15 protein-coding genes are annotated in these 16,655 nt (G+C 74.4%); 7 read left to right on the plus strand and 8 right to left on the minus strand.

What is annotated here, in order from left to right:
- Window positions 1–67 precede the first annotated feature (67 nt).
- Window positions 68–1,378: an ROK family protein gene (locus ACFXGI_RS00820; RefSeq protein WP_384701245.1), complete on the minus strand. Its 1,311-nt coding sequence runs from the start codon at window positions 1,376–1,378 to the stop codon at window positions 68–70.
- A 44-nt stretch (window positions 1,379–1,422) separates the two neighbouring features.
- On the minus strand, window positions 1,423–2,199 hold the full coding sequence (locus ACFXGI_RS00825; RefSeq protein ID WP_384701248.1) for an alpha-ketoglutarate-dependent dioxygenase AlkB family protein: 777 nt from the start codon (window positions 2,197–2,199) through the stop codon (window positions 1,423–1,425).
- A 48-nt stretch (window positions 2,200–2,247) separates the two neighbouring features.
- Between ACFXGI_RS00825 and ACFXGI_RS00830 the strand changes: the two genes are divergently transcribed.
- Both ACFXGI_RS00830 and ACFXGI_RS00835 read left to right on the plus strand, forming a co-directional pair.
- Window positions 2,248–2,994, plus strand: a complete 747-nt coding sequence (locus tag ACFXGI_RS00830; protein WP_384701251.1) for a maleylpyruvate isomerase family mycothiol-dependent enzyme — start codon at window positions 2,248–2,250, stop codon at window positions 2,992–2,994.
- Window positions 2,995–3,169: 175 nt separating this feature from the next.
- A complete protein-coding gene (locus ACFXGI_RS00835) occupies window positions 3,170–3,421 on the plus strand; it encodes a DUF6332 family protein (RefSeq protein WP_384701255.1) in 252 nt (83 codons plus the stop codon).
- 87 nt (window positions 3,422–3,508) lie between these two features.
- Here the strand turns inward: ACFXGI_RS00835 and ACFXGI_RS00840 are convergent, their stop codons facing one another.
- Together ACFXGI_RS00840 and ACFXGI_RS00845 are read right to left on the minus strand one after the other, a co-directional pair.
- On the minus strand, window positions 3,509–4,441 hold the full coding sequence (locus ACFXGI_RS00840) for a spherulation-specific family 4 protein (protein ID WP_384701258.1): 933 nt from the start codon (window positions 4,439–4,441) through the stop codon (window positions 3,509–3,511).
- A gap of 200 nt (window positions 4,442–4,641) precedes the next feature.
- Complete coding sequence (locus tag ACFXGI_RS00845) at window positions 4,642–5,340, minus strand: TetR/AcrR family transcriptional regulator (protein ID WP_384701261.1); 699 nt, start codon at window positions 5,338–5,340, stop codon at window positions 4,642–4,644.
- A 146-nt stretch (window positions 5,341–5,486) separates the two neighbouring features.
- Between ACFXGI_RS00845 and ACFXGI_RS00850 the strand changes: the two genes are divergently transcribed.
- Entirely contained in the window at window positions 5,487–5,945 is a 459-nt protein-coding gene (locus ACFXGI_RS00850; RefSeq protein ID WP_384701263.1) for a nitroreductase/quinone reductase family protein, read from the plus strand.
- Window positions 5,946–6,254: 309 nt separating this feature from the next.
- Here ACFXGI_RS00850 and ACFXGI_RS00855 read toward each other — a convergent pair whose 3' ends face one another.
- Window positions 6,255–7,514 (minus strand): geranylgeranyl reductase family protein, encoded by a 1,260-nt coding sequence (locus tag ACFXGI_RS00855; protein WP_384701813.1) that lies wholly within the window; start codon window positions 7,512–7,514, stop codon window positions 6,255–6,257.
- A 287-nt stretch (window positions 7,515–7,801) separates the two neighbouring features.
- Here ACFXGI_RS00855 and ACFXGI_RS00860 point away from each other — a divergent pair, with 287 nt between their 5' ends.
- The gene (locus tag ACFXGI_RS00860) at window positions 7,802–9,166 is read left to right on the plus strand and encodes a dipeptidase (RefSeq protein ID WP_384701266.1); all 1,365 of its coding nucleotides are present in this window, start codon (window positions 7,802–7,804) and stop codon (window positions 9,164–9,166) included.
- Window positions 9,167–9,240: 74 nt separating this feature from the next.
- Window positions 9,241–9,990, plus strand: a complete 750-nt coding sequence (locus ACFXGI_RS00865; RefSeq protein ID WP_384701269.1) for an MBL fold metallo-hydrolase — start codon at window positions 9,241–9,243, stop codon at window positions 9,988–9,990.
- 93 nt (window positions 9,991–10,083) lie between these two features.
- On the opposite strand, the gene ACFXGI_RS00870 is transcribed toward ACFXGI_RS00865, so the two are convergent.
- Window positions 10,084–11,124, minus strand: a complete 1,041-nt coding sequence (locus ACFXGI_RS00870; RefSeq protein ID WP_384701272.1) for an NUDIX domain-containing protein — start codon at window positions 11,122–11,124, stop codon at window positions 10,084–10,086.
- A 199-nt stretch (window positions 11,125–11,323) separates the two neighbouring features.
- Between ACFXGI_RS00870 and ACFXGI_RS00875 the strand changes: the two genes are divergently transcribed.
- The gene (locus tag ACFXGI_RS00875; protein WP_384701816.1) at window positions 11,324–12,310 is read left to right on the plus strand and encodes a LacI family DNA-binding transcriptional regulator; all 987 of its coding nucleotides are present in this window, start codon (window positions 11,324–11,326) and stop codon (window positions 12,308–12,310) included.
- A 10-nt stretch (window positions 12,311–12,320) separates the two neighbouring features.
- Here ACFXGI_RS00875 and ACFXGI_RS00880 read toward each other — a convergent pair whose 3' ends face one another.
- Complete coding sequence (locus ACFXGI_RS00880) at window positions 12,321–12,515, minus strand: hypothetical protein (RefSeq protein WP_030860407.1); 195 nt, start codon at window positions 12,513–12,515, stop codon at window positions 12,321–12,323.
- Between the two features lie 199 nt (window positions 12,516–12,714).
- Here ACFXGI_RS00880 and ACFXGI_RS00885 point away from each other — a divergent pair, with 199 nt between their 5' ends.
- Window positions 12,715–15,285, plus strand: coding sequence for a WD40 repeat domain-containing protein (locus tag ACFXGI_RS00885; protein ID WP_384701275.1), 2,571 nt, complete (start codon window positions 12,715–12,717; stop codon window positions 15,283–15,285).
- Window positions 15,286–15,342: 57 nt separating this feature from the next.
- Here ACFXGI_RS00885 and ACFXGI_RS00890 read toward each other — a convergent pair whose 3' ends face one another.
- Window positions 15,343–16,641, minus strand: a complete 1,299-nt coding sequence (locus ACFXGI_RS00890) for a DUF6986 family protein (RefSeq protein ID WP_384701277.1) — start codon at window positions 16,639–16,641, stop codon at window positions 15,343–15,345.
- Window positions 16,642–16,655: the final 14 nt, after the last annotated feature.

Below are 16,655 nucleotides of genomic sequence, written 5' to 3' on the forward strand. Positions count from 1 at the left end.
CACCCCGCCCGCCACCGCGCTCCGCGCACGGCGTCCTGCGGCTGCCCCAGGGTGCGTCCGCGAGGGACTAGGCCGCAGCGCCCAGGGTGCCCAGGGGGTCGTCCAGGACCGGCTGCCAGGCCAGCTCCGCGGCGCCCACCAGGCTGTTGTGGTCCAGGGTGCAGGGCAGGATCGGTACTCCCCCGCTGCGGCCCCACAGGCTGCGGTCCGCGACCACCGCGCGCAGCCGCTCCGGGTCCGCGTACAGGAGCTCCCGGTGCAGCCCGCCGAGGATGATCCGGTCCGGGTTCAGGATGTTCACCAGCCCCGCGAGGCCCAGGCCCAGCCGGTCGATGAGCTCCTCGGCGGCCGCCCGTACCGCGGGCTCCGCGTACTCCCCGTGCAGCAGGTCGCGCGCCTGCTGGAGCAGCGACACCTCCGGACCCGGAATGCGGCCCGCCGCGGTGAGGAAGGCCAGCGGGTCGGCCTCCACGTCCAGGCAGCCGCGGCTGCCGCAGTGGCAGGGCCGGCCCTCCGGGTTCACCGTGAGGTGGCCGACCTCCAGGGCCAGCCCCGAACTCCCGCTGTGCAGGCGGCCGTCCAGGACGAGCGCGCCGCCCACCCCGCGGTGGCCGGTGGCCACGCACAGCAGGTGCTGGGCGCTGCGGCCCGCGCCGTGCCGGTGCTCGGCGAGCGCGGCGAGGTTGACGTCGTTGCCGGTCAGGGCCGGGCCGTCGATCCCGGCCGCCTTCACGCACTCCGTGAAGATGGCTCGTACGGGAGACCCGGCCGGCCAGGCCAGGTGCAGCGGGTTCAGCGCCGTACCGTCCGGCTCCGCGACCGCCGACGGCACCGCGAGCCCCGCGCCGATGCAGCGGCGGCCGGTCTCGGCGAGCAGGGCCGCGCCCGCCTCGACGACCGCGCCGAGCACCTGTGCCGGATCCGCGGAGACGGTGACCTTGCCGGGGGCGGTGGCCACGATCCGGCCGCCGAGGCCGACCAGCGCGGCCCGGAACCCGTCCGAGTGCACCTGCGCGGCCAGCGCCACGGGGCCATTCTCGTCGATGGAGAGCCGGTGCGAGGGGCGGCCCTGGGTGCCGCCTGCGCCGCCCGGGCGGGAGTCGACGCGGATCAGGCCGAGCGCCTCCAGCTCGGCGGCGACAGCCCCGGCCGTGGCACGGGTGACGCCGAGCTCGGCGGTGAGGACGGCGCGGGTCGGCGCCCGGCCCGTGTGGACGAGCTCCAGCGCCGGACCGAGGGCGCCGCGGCCCCGCTCCAGCTTGGTCCTCGCCGAGGACCCGGCCGAAGACCCGGCGGAAGACGCGGCCGAAGACGCAGAAGACGCCGCGGACACCGTGGTCGCATCCCCCACCCGCGGCGGGGCCCCGTTGCCGTTCATGACAGCGATCCTCGCATGATCGGCGGTGTGCACGGCGCCGCACATCAGTCGGGGGCCGTCCCGAGGCCGCCGACCCGCAGGGTGATGTTCAGCCGCCCGGTCAGCCCGAGCCAGGGCGGGGCGGTGCCGGGCAGGACCTTCGGCACCCCGTGATACGCCAGCCGCGCAGGCCCGCCGAAGACGAACAGGTCGCCGCTGCGCAGCCGGAGGTCCTGGTACGGGCGGCCGCGCGAGGCGGTGTTGCCGAAGCGGAAGACGCACGTATCGCCCAGGCTGAGGGAGACCACCGGAGCCCCCGACTTCTCCTCGGCGTCCCGGTGCATGCCCATGCGGGAGTCGCCCTCGTAGAAGTTGATCAGCGCGATGTCGTACGCGTACGGGGCCGGCTCCGCAGGCGCCCCCGTGTCCGCGCCGGCGTCCCCGGCCCTGGCCTTGGCCTTGACCCCGGCCCCTGTCCCGGACGGCGACGGCGACGGCGACGGCCCGCCGTACGCCGCCGCCACCGCCTCCCGCCCCAGCTCCGCGAGCCGGCCGGGCATCGGCTTGACCGGTGCCCCGTCGCCGTCCACGGCGGTGCGGGCGTAGCCGTACGGATACCAGTGCAGCCCGAGGCACACCTGGCGGGCGGTCATCGTGCCGCCACCGGGTGTCCGTACGGTGCGCAGGCCGGCGGGCGGGCGCGCCCAGGCGCGGCAGGCGTCGAGCAGCTCCCGCTGGAGCCCGGGCCCGAGCCAGTCGGGCACGTGCACGGCGCCCGGGGCGATCTCGGTCCGCTCGCGCGGGAAGAGTTCCCCGTCAGCCGGGAAGAGTTCCCCGTCCATGGCTCCATTCTCACCGGCATTGTCGGCGGCCGGTGCGACACTGCCCGCATGAAGATCTCGGAGTATGTGGAGACCCTGGCGCGGGAAGGCGAGTTGCTCGCCGAGACGGCCGAGCGGGCGGGTACGGAGGCCCCCGTGCCGACCTGTCCGGGGTGGCGGGTCACCGATCTGCTGCGGCACACGGGCGCGGTGCACCGGTGGGCCACCGGGTACGTCGGGGACGCCGTCCTGGAGCCGGGCCCGTTCCCGGACGCCCCCGAGCTGGCCGGCGCCGAGCTGCTGGCCTGGTACCGGGAGGGGCACGAGGCCCTGGTCCGGACGCTGACCGAGGCGCCGGCCGACGTGCAGTGCTGGACTTTCCTGCCGACGGCCGCGCCGTCGCCGCTGGCGTTCTGGGCGCGCCGGCAGGCGCACGAGACGGCCGTGCACCGGATGGACGCGGAGGCGGCGCTCGGTGTCGCCTACTCCCCGGTGGCACCGGAGTTCGCCGAGGACGGGGTGGACGAGCTGCTGACCGGCTTCCACGCGCGGCCGCGCAGCCGGATGCGGACGGAGGAGCCGCGCGTACTGCGGGTGCGCGCCGCCGACACGGGAGCGGTGTGGACCGTACACCTCTCGGCGGAGCCGCCGCGCACCGTGGCGGGCGATACGGGCGACCCGGCGGACTGCGAGGTGACCGGGACGGCTTCGTGGCTGTACGAGGCGCTGTGGAACCGGCTTCCGCTGATGGGCCCGGGCGTGACCGGGGACGAGGCACTGGCCCGGCGGTGGGTGGAGACCGCCGGCATCGGCTGACGGGATCCGGGGCCGCGTCGTCCGCGGAGGGCGGCACGCGGGCGGTGGGCGGGGCGGCGTGCGGGGGCGGCGTGCGGGCGGTGGGCGGCGTGCGGGCGGTGGGCGGCGTGCGGGCGGTCGAAGGAGGCTCAAGGCACCCTTGTGACGGAGCGGTACGGGCTGTGACACTGCGTTCATGGGGCGACGGACGCAGGCGGATCGCGACGCGATCACGATAGAGATCGGCTACGCGTTCGTCAGCGGATGCGTCGCTGCCGCGCTCGTCTTCGGGGCGGTGTACGGACCCGCCCTGGCCTTCGAGCTCTCCCCCACCGCCGACGCGGCGCTGAAGGTGGCGGCGGGCGTCCTGGCGGGGGCGGTGTTCCTGTTCCGGATCACCCACGTCCTGTGGCGCTTCGCCCGCCGCCCGGAGAACGACGAACGCTGACCGCCGCGCCCCCTCGTACGGATCGCCGCGGCCCGGCCGCCGGGCTTCCGGCCTCTGGGCTTCCCGGCCGCCGGGCCTTCCCGCGCGTCAGCCCAGGCCGGCTGCGTACAGCGTCTGGCTGCGGTACTTCCAACTCGGCGACTCGTCCCAGGGGTTGGGCATCCGCGTGCCCGTCGCATACGCGTAGCCCGCGCCGCGGTCGAAGGCCGTGCGGAGCGTGGAGCGCATGGCGGTCGTGTCCGGGACGGCGTGGACGAGGTGCCAGAACGCGGTGCCGGCCGGGTCGAGTTCCGTACCGGCGCGGTAGCCGCCCGACTCCGAGAAAACGTTCCCTCCGAGCCAACCGTCTCCCGTGTACGCGGCGTACGTGTCCTCGAAGGTGACGAAGACGTCCGCCGTGCGGTGGCCCGGCTCCAGGTAGCAGTCGGCGATCGCGGTGCCCGGGTTGTCGACCACGAGCTCGGCCGCCGCGGGGTCCGCGGCGTCCATGGTGTCCTGCACGTACTCGCGCAGCTGCGCGTAGTGGTCGCGGGTGGCGTTGCCGGGGCCGCAGTCGCGACTGACGACGTCGAAGAAGATGCCGTCCACGTGCAGGCGGCTGTCGCGGGTCTTCAGGTAGTTGTCGACGGAGGCTTTGACGGCGTCGATGTCGCGGTTGCCGTGGTCCGTGTGGACGTAACCGAGGACCTTGGTCTTCTCGCCGGTGGCGGTGGTCCCGGCCCGCAGCGCGTCGGCGCGGGCCTGCCAGCGGGCGTCGAACGGGGCGTCGCCGTTGCCCGGGTTGAGGACGACCACGGAGGCGGCGGGTGTGGCGGCGACGAGGTCGCCGAGCATGCGGTCCCCGGCCCACGCGTACGCGGGGACGCCGATCTCCAGGCCCCGCACGCCGGCTGTCCGGGGTCTCGGGGCCGGGACGGCGTCCTCGGCCACGGTGCCGGCCGAGGCGGGCACGGCGGGCGCGGGGGCGGCCAGCAAGGAGGTGACCAGGACGGCGTACAGGGCCTTCACGGCGCGGGCCACGGCTGTTCCTCCGGCAAGGGGCGGGGGCAGGGAGCACGACCCGACGAACACTAGACGGGCGCCCGTTCGGTGAAAGCCGAACCACTCGTATTGATGTGAGGAACAGACAAGCGATCCGTCACCTCATCACGTGAACCACGTGCACCACGTGGCCGTACGGGCAGCCCCGCGGGCCGCCGTACGGACGGCAGCGCGGGCGGTCACACGGCGGGCAGCCCGACCGCGTGGGCCAGTTGGCCCGCGGCGTGCGCGAAGAAGGCGGCGCGGTCCTCGACGACCCGGTTGAACTGGCCGAACAGCTCGAAGGAGATGAGGCCGACCAACTGCGCCCAGGCGGCGACCAGGGCTGCGGTGACCTCCGGGGGCAGCCCTTCGGCGAAGTCCGCGGTCATCCGAACGGCTTCGGGGCGCAGGGCGGCGGGCAGCGGCGGCAGCGCGAGACCCCGGCCGGCGTGGGCGGCCCGGACGATGCCGATGAACGTGTTGCCGACACGGGAGGCGGGGGCGATCGTGTCGGCGGGGGCGCTGTAGCCGGGGACCGGGGAGCCGTAGATGAGCGCGTACTCGTGCGGGTGATCCAGGGCCCAGGCGCGGACGGCCTCACAGACGGCCGTCCAGCGCTCGCGGGGCGCGGCGCCGGCGGTGTGGGCGCGGGCGTCGGCCCGCTCGGCGGCGGCGCCGACGCTGTCGTAGGCGTCGATGATGAGCGCGGTGAGGAGCTCGTCACGGCTGGGGAAGTAGCGGTAGAGGGCCGAGGACACCATGCCCAGCTCGCGGGCCACGGCGCGCAGCGAGAGCTTGGCGGCGCCCTCGGCGGCGAGCATGCGGCGCGCCTCGTCCTTGATGGCGGCGGTGACCTCGATACGGGCCCGCTCCCGGGCCCCGCGCACGGTACTCATACGAGCAGTGTGCCAGAAGTCAGAGCACTGCCCAAAAATCAGAGCGTCGCTCCATTTCGAGAGCACTGCTCTTGTTTTGGAGCGGCAATCCGTGCACACTGATCTCAAGCGAGAGCACCGCTCTCCCGACAACCCCGGAGCAAGCCATGAACGCGCCCACCCCGTACTACGTCCAGGCAAGCCCGCTCGCCACCCGCTTCAACTCCCTCTTCGGGAAGCTGGCCCGGCTCGGGATCAGCCTGGCCGGCTCCGCCGAGCTGTCGGTGCGCGGCCGCAAGTCCGGCCAGATGCAGCGGATCCCGGTCAACCCGCACACGTACGAGGGCGAGCAGTACCTGGTGTCGGCGCGCGGCCACTCCCAATGGGTGCGCAACATGCGGGTGGCGGGCGGCGGTGAGCTGCGCGTGGGCCGCAAGGTGCGCACCTTCACGGTCACCGAGATCACCGATCCGGTGCAGAAGGCCGCCTTGCTGCGCACCTACCTGGAGAAGTGGGGCTGGGAGGTCAACCGGTTCTTCCAGGGGGTCACCGCCCGGTCGACCGACGCGGAACTCCAGGCCACCGCCGGCGACCACCCGGTCTTCCGCATCACCGTGTCGAAGTAACACCCGGGCATCCGGCGCCCCGCGGGCCGCACCCCGCGCCGCACCCCGTCCGGGTCCACCCCTGCCGCCCCGGCTGCCCCGACCGCGCCTCCCACCCCGCCCCGCACAAAAGCAGCGGCAGCCCTGCCCGGACACCCGGCAAGACCGCCACCATCATCGGCACACCGGCAGGGAAGAGCCCTGCCGCCGCGCCCACTCCCCAGACCCGGCTCCGGCCGGTCGGCGCCTGCGGCGCTGCCGGCTCCCCCGGCCCGGGCCACAGCCCCGGGCCCCGGAGCCCCAGGCCCCGAAGCCCGAAGCCCGAAGCCCTTAAGCCTTCTCCATCTCCTGCCCCTGCTCCGGCTCCGAACGCTCGGCCCGGCTCCGTGCCTGCCTGCCGTCCAGGACGTGCAGCGCCTTGCGGGCGAGCGGGTACGTCCGCACCAGGTCCGGCAGTGTCGTCGCACCCCGGGTGATGCGGGCGAACGCCCGCCACGCCGGGCGGAAGCCGGTGATCACGGCGTGCAGCAGCCCCGGCTTGGCCTCGAAGGCGGTCAGCATCCGCTTGCCGACGCTCATCTCCACGCCCAGTCCGGCCTTGACCGCGAACGCGTAGTTGAGGGCCTGGCGGCGCGCGTCCACCGCGTCGGGCGCCTCGGAGATCTTCACGGCCCACTCCCCGGCCAGCCGGCCCGAGCGCAGCGCGAAGGAGATGCCCTCCCGGGTCCACGGCTCCAGCAGCCCGGCCGCGTCGCCCGCGACCAGGACCCGGCCCCGTGACAGCGGGGATTCGGGCTTGCGGCAGCGGGTCAGGTGCCCGGACGAGACGGCGGGTTCGAAGCCTGCCAGTCCGAGACGGGCGATGAAGTCCTCCAGGTACCGCTTGGTCGCGGCCCCGTCGCCCTTCGCCGAGATGACCCCGACGGTCAGGGTGTCGCCCTTCGGGAAGACCCAGCCGTAACTGCCGGGCAGCGGGCCCCAGTCGAGGAACACCCGCCCCTTCCAGTCGTCCGCGACCGTCTCCGGAACCGGGATCTCCGCCTCCAGGCCGAGGTCCACCTGGTCCATCTCGACGCCGACGTGCGCGCCGATCCGGCTCGCGCTGCCGTCCGCGCCGACCACCGCGCGCGCCAGGACGGTCTCGCCGTCGGCGAGCACCACGGCGACCGTACGCCGGTCGGGCACCGCCGCCCCGTGCTGCTCGACCCGCGTGACGGCCGTACCCGTACGGATGGTGGCCCCGGCCTTCTCGGCCTCGGCGACCAGCGCCGCGTCGAACTCGGGCCGGTTGACGAGCCCGAAGAGCATCTGCCGCGAACGGCGGGTCCGGGTCAGCTTCCCGTTCAGCGAGAAGGTGACCGCGTGGATGCGGTCCTTGAGGGGCAGGACGAATCCGGGCGGGAGGGCATCGCGCGAAGGACCGATGATTCCGCCGCCGCACGTCTTGTACCGGGGCAGCGTGGCCTTCTCGAGCAGCAGTACCCGCCGCCCTGCCGTCGCCGCCGCGAACGCGGCCGAGGCGCCGGCCGGCCCGGCCCCGACCACGACCACGTCCCACACCTCACCGGTGCCCCCGGGCACCCCGGCCACCCCGTCCTCCGCCCCCTGAGCGGCCTGCCCTGCTGCTGAGTCGGGTCCCCCGACGGTGCTGTCGTCGCTGCTCACGATGTGCTGCTGCTCCTGATCATGCGATTGCTCCGATGCAGGGAAATCCTACGGCGCGAGTCCGGCCCGTCCTGCTGTGCGAGGATCGGGACTGTCTTTCGCCGTACCCGGCATACGCCCACCACGCGGATACGGGCGGCATACACGTACCGCCGAGTACACACATACACGGCCTACACCTACACAACGTCGCACCCAAGAGGAGCGTGCCCATGTCCCAGAATCCGATCGCCGAGACCATCACCTCGCTGATGCCCCGCGCCAAGCAGGAGCTGACCGAGCTGGTGGCCTTCCAGTCGGTGGCGGACTGGGCGCAGTTCCCGCAGAGCGAGAGCCAGGGTGCGGCCGAGTGGGTGGCCGACGCGCTGCGCGCCGAGGGCTTCCAGGACGTGGCCCTCCTCGACACCCCCGACGGCACCCAGTCGGTGTACGGCTTCCTGCCCGGCCCGGAGGGTGCGCCGACCGTCCTCCTGTACGCGCACTACGACGTGCAGCCGCCGCTGGACGACGCCGCCTGGATCTCGCCCGCCTTCGAGCTGACCGAGCGCGACGGCCGCTGGTACGGGCGCGGTGCCGCGGACTGCAAGGGCGGGTTCATCATGCACCTGCTGGCGCTGCGCGCGCTGAAGGCCAACGGCGGTGTGCCGGTGAGCGTGAAGGTGATCGTCGAGGGCTCGGAGGAGCAGGGCACCGGCGGCCTCCAGCAGTACGCCGAGGCGCACCCGGAGCTGCTGACCGCCGACACGATCGTCATCGGCGACACGGGCAACTTCCGGCTCGGCCTGCCGACGGTGACGGCCACCCTGCGCGGCATGTGCCTGATCAAGGTGAAGATCGACACGCTCGGCGGCAACCTGCACTCCGGCATGTTCGGCGGCGCGGCCCCCGACGCGCTGGCCGCGCTGATCCGGCTGCTGGACTCGCTGCGCGCGGAGGACGGTTCGACGACCGTCGACGGCCTGGCCTCGGACGCCGTCTGGGAGGGCCTGCAGTACCCGGAGGCGGCCTTCCGCGCCGATGCCCGCGTACTGGACGGGGTCGAGCTGATCGGCGAGGGCACGGTCGCGGACCGGCTGTGGGCCCGCCCGGCCGTCACCGTGCTCGGCATCGACTGCCCGCCGGTCGTCGGCGCCACCCCCTCGGTGCACGCGGGCGCCGGCGCGCTCATCAGCCTGCGCGTGCCGCCGGGCGTGGACACGGCCGACGCCGTCAAGCTGCTGGAGGCGCACCTGGTGGCGCACACCCCGTGGCAGGCGCGCCTCGAACTCGAGGTCGTCGGCCAGGGCCAGCCGTTCCGGGCGGACACGGACAGCCCGGCGTACGCGTCGATGGCGGCGGCCCTGCAGGAGGCGTACCCGGGCCAGGAGATGCAGGTCAGTGGCATGGGCGGATCGATTCCGCTGTGCAACACGCTGAACTCGCTGTACCCGGAGGCGGAGATGCTGCTGATCGGGCTGAGCGAGCCCGAGGCGCAGATCCACGCGGTGAACGAGAGCGTGTCGCCGCAGGAGCTGGAGCGGCTGTCGGTCGCGGAGGCCCTGTTCCTCGTCAACTACGCGGAGTCCAAGCGCGGCTGACCTGCGCTGCGGGCGAACTCCGCTCCCGGTGAAAGGCGTGCCGGGAGCGGAGCCGGCGGAAGTACGTTCGGGGCATGGATCTCGTCGAAGTGCTCCCGCAGCGGCTCCACATGCTCCGCTTCCCGATCGGCCAGGCCTACCTCTGGCAGGACGGGGAGGCCCTGACCCTCGTCGACGCCGGATACGCCGGTTCCGCGGCGGTGATCGAGGAGGCCGTCCGCTCCCTCGGACTGGACCCGCGACGGCTGGAGCGGATCGTCCTGACCCACTGCCACCGCGACCACGTCGGCGCCGCGGAGGAACTCGCCGGCCGCTGGGGTGCGCAGGTGGTGGCGCACCGGCTGGACGCTCCGGTGGTCCGGGGCGAGCTCCCGGTCCCGGATCCCGACCTGCTCGACTGGGAACTCCCGCTGTACGAGCACGGCCTGACGGTGCCACAGGCGCCGCCGACGCGGGTGGACCTGGAGGTCGAGGACGGTGAGGTGCTGCCGTTCGGTGGCGGCGCGGTGGTGGTCCATGCCCCGGGCCACACGCCGGGCAGCATCGGCATCCACCTGCCGCGCCACGGTGTGCTGTTCGCGGGGGACTGCATCGCCGCCGTGGGGCAGGTGATGCCGGGTGTGTTCAACGTGGACCGCGGGCAGGCCCGGGCCTCGTTCCGGCGCCTGGCGGCGCTGTCCCCGTCCGTGGCCTGCTTCGGGCACGGAGACCCGCTGACCGAGGGCACGGCGGCCGCCCTCCGCACGGCCGCAGCCGCGGAACCGGCCCTCCCCTGGGAGGTGTCTTGCCGATCGGACCGGCCTGACCCACAAGACACCCCCTAGCCGCAGCCCCGGCCGACGGCGGCGGCCCGGCCGCCCTGTCGGGGCTGCGGCGTGGGCGCGGGTCCGCCCCGGCGGCGGACCGCCCCGACCCGGCTACGGTGTCGGGCGGCCCGCCTCCAGGTAGAGGGGGCGGCCTCGTTCGCGGGCTCGGAGGGCCCAGCGCAGGCGTTCGTAGCGGATCGGGGGGAGCAGGTTCGCCGCTTCCTCCTCCGTCACGAACCGCCACTCCCGCAGCTCCGGACCCGGCAGCCGCAGGCGCGCCGCCGCGGCGGGCGAGAGGCGGCCCCCGTCGAACAGCAGCCGCAGGCCCCCGTACGCCGGAGGCACCGGCGGCTCCCAGTCCACGACCAGCAGCCCCGGTACGGCGTCCAGCTCCAGGCCCAGTTCCTCCGCGACCTCCCGCACGCCCGCGCCCCCCGGCGCCTCGCCCGCCTCCACGACCCCGCCCGGGAACTCCCAGCCCGGCTTGTACGTCGGATCGACCAACAGCACCCGGTCCTCGTCGTCGAACAGCAGCACCCCGGCCGCCACCGTCTCCCGCGTCGGCTCCGGCGTCTGCACGATGTCGCAGACGCGGGCCGCGTCCGTGCGTACGGCCTCGGCTATCCGCTCCGCCGTCTCCCGCACGCTCAGGGCGCCGTTGTCGATGACGTGCGCGTCCGCCGCGAGCCAGCCGCCCAGCGCCTGCTGGTAGACGGGGATGTGTTCGTACGCCCACTGCCGTACCCGCACGTCCACGTCTGCCGGGTCCCCCGGCTCCTCACGCGTCGCGATCCGCTCGCGCAGGATCGTTTCCTCCGGGGCGAGCAGCACATGCCGCACCGGGATCCGGCGCGCCGCCAGCCCGCCGAAGATCTCGTCCCGGTACTCCTGCCGCAGCAGCGTCATCGGCACGACGAGCACCCCGCCCAGCTCCGCGAGCATCGCGGCGGCCGTGTCCACCACCAGGCGCCGCCAGCTCGGCAGGTCCTGGTAGTCCGAGACCTCCGCGAGGCGTTTGCGCGGCAGCAGTTGGCGTAGTGAGTCCCCGACGAGCTCCGGGTCGTACAGGGTGCTGTCCGGCAGGATCCTGGTCAGTTCGCGGGCCGTGCTGGTCTTCCCGGCGCTGAATGTGCCGTTGATCCAGACAATCACGTCTACACCTCTCCCCATGGCTCGTCCGGAGCCCCCAGTGGCTTGCCCGCAACACCCTGTCACGGAAACCCACTCCCCGGCCCAGTGCTTATCCTCAAGGTCAGAGCCCGGCCCCGCCCGCCCCACCACCTCCGGAGGTTTCCGTCCCGTGCAGCAGACCCGCCGCCCGTCCGACCCCCGCTACGGCAACCGGCCGACCATGAAGGACGTGGCGTCCCGCGCCGGCGTGGGCCTCAAGACGGTCTCGCGCGTGGTCAACGGCGAGGCGGGGGTGACCCCGGACACCGTGCGGCGGGTCCAGGAGGCGATCGAGGCGCTCGGTTTCCGCCGCAACGACAGCGCCCGCGTGCTGCGCAAGGGGCGTACGGCCACCGTGGGACTGGTCCTGGAGGACCTCGCGGACCCGTTCTACGGGCCGCTGAACCGGGCCGTGGAGGAGGTGGCCCGGGCCCACGGGGCGCTGCTCATCAACGGGTCCAGCGCCGAGGACCCCGACAGGGAGCGGGAGTTGGCGCTGGCGCTGTGCGCGCGCCGGGTGGACGGGCTGATCGTGATCCCGGCCGGGGACGACCACCGCTACCTGGAGCCGGAGATCCGGGCGGGGGTGGCCACGGTGTTCGTGGACCGCCCGGCGGGCCGGATCGACGCGGACGTGGTGCTGTCGGACAGCTTCGGGGGTGCCCGCGCGGGCGTGGCGCACCTGATCGGGGGCGGCCACCGCCGGATCGCCTTCATCGGGGACCACCCGCACATCCACACGGCGACGGAACGCCTGCGCGGCTACCGCGCGGCCATGGCGGACGCGGACCTGCCGGTGGCGGAGCCCTGGGTCTCCCTCGGCTCGACGACACCGGACCGCGTCGGGGAGGCGGCCCGGGCGATGCTGGCGGGCCCCGACCCCGTCACGGCGGTCTTCGCGGGGAACAACCGGGTGACGGTGACGCTGGTACGGGTCCTGGCCGAACACCCCCGGCCGGTGGCCCTGGTCGGCTTCGACGACTTCGAGCTGGCGGACCTGCTGCGGCCCGGGGTGACGGTGGTGGCCCAGGACGCGGCGGCCCTGGGCCGGGTGGCCACGGACCGCCTCTTCCAGCGCCTCGCGGGCGCCGCCCTGGCCCCGGCCCGCATCGAACTCCCGACCCGGCTGATCCCCCGCGGCTCGGGCGAACTCCCCCCGGCTCCGTAAGGGTTCGGCCTCAGCGGATCAGCCCCCGCAGTACGGGTACGGCCCCGCCTGCGGCGGTGAGCCCGGCGAGCACGGAGAGGGCGACGGGGACTGCGCCCATGAAGCTCAGCCCGCCGACGGCGCACCCGATCAGCAAGGCGATGACGAGGACGACGGCGGTGTGCAGGGACAGGAACGGCTGGTCCGTTTCACGTGGAGTGGTCATGGCTCGATCAGACCCCCGCCGAGGCGGCCGGCAGGCACGTACGGAACGAATCCGGGCCCGGCCGATCGCCCCGGAAGTCCCTTGAACGACACGGTTGTCCGGCGGAACACCGCGACTGTTCCCGGCTGTTCGGGAAAGTTCGGGACTGTTCCGCCCACGGCGTTCTAACCTGGGCGGCCACGCATGGCCGAGGGGGGACATGGGGGATGTGGAGCCGCGGCCGCGCGGCACCTTCGAGGAGGGACTCGGCGCGCTCGCCGGTGACCTGACGCGATTACGGATCGAGCGCGGCAGGCCCTCGTACCGCGATCTGGAAGCCCGCGCGGCCGGTTCCCTGACCGGGATCCGGCTGCCGGTGGCCACCCAGAGCGATGTCTTCAACGGCAAGCGGCTCGTCCGCGCCGACACGTTCATGGCGCTGGTGCGGATCCTGCTGTCGTACGACGAGTACGGTCGTCCGGCCGCCGTCCCGTCCCACGCCGCACCCGAACTCGCCGTCTGGCGGCGGCGCTGGCAGGAACTCGCCGTGCTGCAGCCTCCGGGGCACTCGCGTGCCCGCGCGGCCCGCGGCGCGCAGGCCGCGGGTACGAGCACGAGCACGAGCGGGGAAGCGGTGCGGGAGGGCCCGGGGGAAAGGGCTGCCGAGCCGCGCGAAGCCACCGGGCACCGCGCGCCCGAACCAGCCCGCGAAGCCCCCGTGTACGGCGTCCCCGGCCGGATCGCGAGCCTCGACGGCTTCCACGCCCCCGCCGGTTCCGCGGGCCCGGCCGAACGGGCGCGAACACCCTGGCATCCCGAACCGGCGGCCGGCGCGGCGGCCGGCGCGGACCCCGCATCGACCTCCGCACCGACCTTCGCAGCGGACCCCGGACCCGATCCCGGGCCGGCTCCCACGCCGCCCGCGACCCCGCCCGCCGGGCAGGCCCCGTACGCCCTCCGGCACCGCCTCGTCGGGCACCTCGCACCGGTCCGGGACCTGGCCTTCTCCCCCGACGGCCGCCTGCTGGCCTCGGCCGGCGGCGACACCGTCCAGCTCTGGGACACCACGTCAGGGCTCGGCACCATCACCCCCTTCACCGCGACGCACCCCCTCGCGTTCACCCCCGAAGGGCGGTTGCTGGCAGCGGATGCCAGGGATCCCTCCCTGCTCCACCGGATCGACCCCGCGACCGGCCGCCCCGACGGCCCGCCCCTCACCGGCCACGCCTCCCCCGTCACCGGTATCACCTGCGCACCGACCGGCGACATGGCCGCCACCCTCGAACTCGGCGGCACCGTACGGCTCTGCGACCTGTCCGTCGGCCGCCTCCCGGTCGTCGTCACGCACGGCGGCGGCACGGACCCGATCGGCGCGGTCGCCTTCGCCCGTGACGGCCGGCTCCTCGCCGCCGCCCGCAGCTCACGGGTCTGGGACCTGCTCGGCGGGGGCCTCGCCGGGCTGCCCCGCACCGTGTCCGCCGGCCATCCGGACGTGATCGCCCTGTCCCCCGACGGACTGCTGCTCGCCCTCGGCTACCGCGACGGCCGGACCTCCGTGTGCGAGGCGGCCGGCGGCCGCGGCGCGCTGACCCTCCGGGGCCGTGCCGGACCGGTCTGCGCCCTGGCCTTCTCGCCCGACGGCCGCCTCCTCGCCACCGGCTCCGACGACGCGACGGTACGCCTGTGGGACACGGCCACCGGCCTGCCCGTCGGCCCGCCGCTGAGCGACCACCGCGGCCGGATCGAGGACATCGCCTTCTCTCCGACCGGACGGCTGCTGGCCACCGCGTCCTCCGACGAGACGGTGATGCTGTACGAACGCTCCGGCCGCCCCCGTACGACACCGCTCGCGGCCGAGGCCCTGGCCGTCGCCCTGCGGGAACGGCAGCCGGTCCGGCTGCCGCCCGTACAGGCCGAGGCCGCCCTCGTCCGGGTGGCCTTCTCGCCCGACGGCCGCCTCGTCGCGGCGACCACCGGTGCGGGGTCCGTACACGTGTGGGACCCGGTCACCCGGCGGCCCGTCGGTCCGCCCGCGGCCAAGCTCGCCACCCTGCCCTGGTGCCTGGCCTTCTCCCCCGACGGGGCCGTGCTCGCCACGGCATCCGCCAACCGGACCGTCTATCTGCGGGATCCGGCGACCGGCACGAGGGTCCGGGAGCTGCCGACCGACCACCGCGGACCCCTGAAGCGGCTCGCGTTCTCCCCTGACGGTCGACTGCTCGCCACGGGGAGCACGGACGGCACCGTGGAGCTGTGGAATCCGGCCACCGGCACACGTTCCCGTGAGCCCCTCGGCGGTCACACCAACGAGGTCGTCGGACTCGCCTTCGCCCCGGACGGGCGGCGCCTGGTCACCTCCGGCGCCGACGGCCAGGTGCTGTGGCGGGATCCCGGCAGGCCGCTGCTGCCCGACCAGGTCTCGCTCGGCCACCGGGGCGCGGTGTGGTCGGCGGCGTTCTCACCGGACGGGGCCCTTCTGGCCACGGCAGGCGCTGACGCCACCGTACGGGTGTGGGATGCGGGCGGCGGCCTGCCGGTCGGCACACCGCTGACCGGCCACCGCTCCGCGGTGCACGACGTGGCGTTCTCCCCGGACGGGCAGCTTCTGGCCTCGGCGGGCGAAGACGGCGTCGTCCTGCTGTGGCACCCGGCCACCGGCAGCCGCGTCGGCGGACCACTCTCCGGCCACGCCGAGGCCGTCAACGCCGTGGCCTTCTCCCCCGACGGGAGCCTGCTCGTCACCGCGGGCCGGGACGGGACCTTGAACCGGTGGGTCATCGGCCCGGTGTGAAGCGCCGCGAGGCCCGGCCGGGACATCCCCGGCCGGGCCTCCTCGGCGCGGGACGGATCAGGTGGTCGCCGTCAGCGTCGCCGAGCGGCGCGGGATCGCGAAGGCGTCCAGCTCGGCGCGGGAGAGGCCGGTCAGGGCCGTGACCTCCTCCGCACCCACCGCGCCGCAGTCCAGACCGCGGACCAGGTAGCCGGCCAGGGCCTTGGCCGTGGCCGGCTCGTCCATCACGTCGCCCTCGATCTTCGCGACGTACGCCTTCAGCCGCGCTGCGGCCGTTTCGAGGCCCTCGCGGTAGAACGTGAACACCGCCGCGTAGCGGGTCGGCAGGTGGCCCGGGTGCATGTCCCAGCCCTGGTAGTACGCGCGGGCCAGGGCCCGGCGGGTGAGGCCGTAGTGCAGCTTCCAGGCCTCGTGGACGTGCTCGGTGCTGCCGATGGGCAGGACGTTCGTGGAGCCGTCGGAGACGCGTACGCCGGTGCCGGCGGCCGCGACCTGCATGATCGCCTTGGCGTGGTCGGCGGCCGGGTGGTCGCTCGACTGGTACGCGGCGGAGACGCCGACGCAGGCGCTGTAGTCGAAGGTGCCGTAGTGCAGGCCGGTGGCGCGCCCCTTGGAGGCCTCGATCATCCGGGCCACGGTGGCGGTGCCGTCGGAGGCGACGATCGACTGGCTGGTCTCGATCTGGATCTCGAAGCCGATCCGGCCCGGGCGCAGGCCGCGGGCGGTCTCGAAGGCCTCCAGCAGCTTGACGAAAGCGCTGACCTGCTCGGCGTACGTGACCTTCGGGAGGGTCAGGACGAGGCCCTCGGGCAGCCCGCCGTGCTCCAGCAGCCCGGACAGGAAGATGTCGGTGGTGCGGATGCCGCGGTCGCGGACGTTGGACTCCATGCACTTCATGCGGATGCCCATGTACGGGGCGTTCGTGCCGTTGGAGAAGGCTTCGGAGACGAGGCGGGCCGCGCGGGCGGCCGCCTGGTCCTCCTCCTCGTCGGAGCGGACGCCGAAGCCGTCCTCGAAGTCGACGCGGAGGTCCTCGATGGGCTCGCGCAGGAGCTTGGCGCGGACCCGCTCGTAGACGGGTACGGCGAGCTCGTCGCTGATCCCGAGGACCTCGGCGAACGTGGCGGCGTCCGGGGCGTGCTCGTCGAGGGCCGCGAGGGCCTGGTCGCCCCAGGAGCGGATGGTGTCGGCGGCGAAGACGTCACCGGGGACGTAGACCGTGTGGATGGGCTGGCGGGTGCCGGGGTCGCCCGGGTAGTGGCGCGCGAGCTCCGCGTCCACCGGCGCGAGGGAGGCGCTGATTCCCTCGCTGACCGCGCCTGCGAGGCTCGTCGCCACCTTCTCCTGCTGACCCATCGTGCACTCTCCTC

It is taken from the genome of Streptomyces sp. NPDC059355 (genome assembly GCF_042752335.1).
Lineage (GTDB): Bacteria > Actinomycetota > Actinomycetes > Streptomycetales > Streptomycetaceae > Streptomyces.

Coding starts and splice junctions, on each gene's coding strand:
- ACFXGI_RS00845 (WP_384701261.1), bottom strand. CDS start 5,340: ATGAGTACCGTGCGCGGGGCCCGGGAGCGGGCCCGTATCGAGGTCACC.
- ACFXGI_RS00835 (WP_384701255.1), top strand. CDS start 3,170: ATGGGGCGACGGACGCAGGCGGATCGCGACGCGATCACGATAGAGATC.
- ACFXGI_RS00830 (WP_384701251.1), top strand. CDS start 2,248: ATGAAGATCTCGGAGTATGTGGAGACCCTGGCGCGGGAAGGCGAGTTG.
- ACFXGI_RS00865 (WP_384701269.1), top strand. CDS start 9,241: ATGGATCTCGTCGAAGTGCTCCCGCAGCGGCTCCACATGCTCCGCTTC.
- ACFXGI_RS00850 (WP_384701263.1), top strand. CDS start 5,487: ATGAACGCGCCCACCCCGTACTACGTCCAGGCAAGCCCGCTCGCCACC.
- ACFXGI_RS00825 (WP_384701248.1), bottom strand. CDS start 2,199: ATGGACGGGGAACTCTTCCCGGCTGACGGGGAACTCTTCCCGCGCGAG.
- ACFXGI_RS00875 (WP_384701816.1), top strand. CDS start 11,324: ATGAAGGACGTGGCGTCCCGCGCCGGCGTGGGCCTCAAGACGGTCTCG.
- ACFXGI_RS00880 (WP_030860407.1), bottom strand. CDS start 12,515: ATGACCACTCCACGTGAAACGGACCAGCCGTTCCTGTCCCTGCACACC.
- ACFXGI_RS00890 (WP_384701277.1), bottom strand. CDS start 16,641: ATGGGTCAGCAGGAGAAGGTGGCGACGAGCCTCGCAGGCGCGGTCAGC.
- ACFXGI_RS00885 (WP_384701275.1), top strand. CDS start 12,715: ATGGGGGATGTGGAGCCGCGGCCGCGCGGCACCTTCGAGGAGGGACTC.
- ACFXGI_RS00860 (WP_384701266.1), top strand. CDS start 7,802: ATGTCCCAGAATCCGATCGCCGAGACCATCACCTCGCTGATGCCCCGC.
- ACFXGI_RS00820 (WP_384701245.1), bottom strand. CDS start 1,378: ATGAACGGCAACGGGGCCCCGCCGCGGGTGGGGGATGCGACCACGGTG.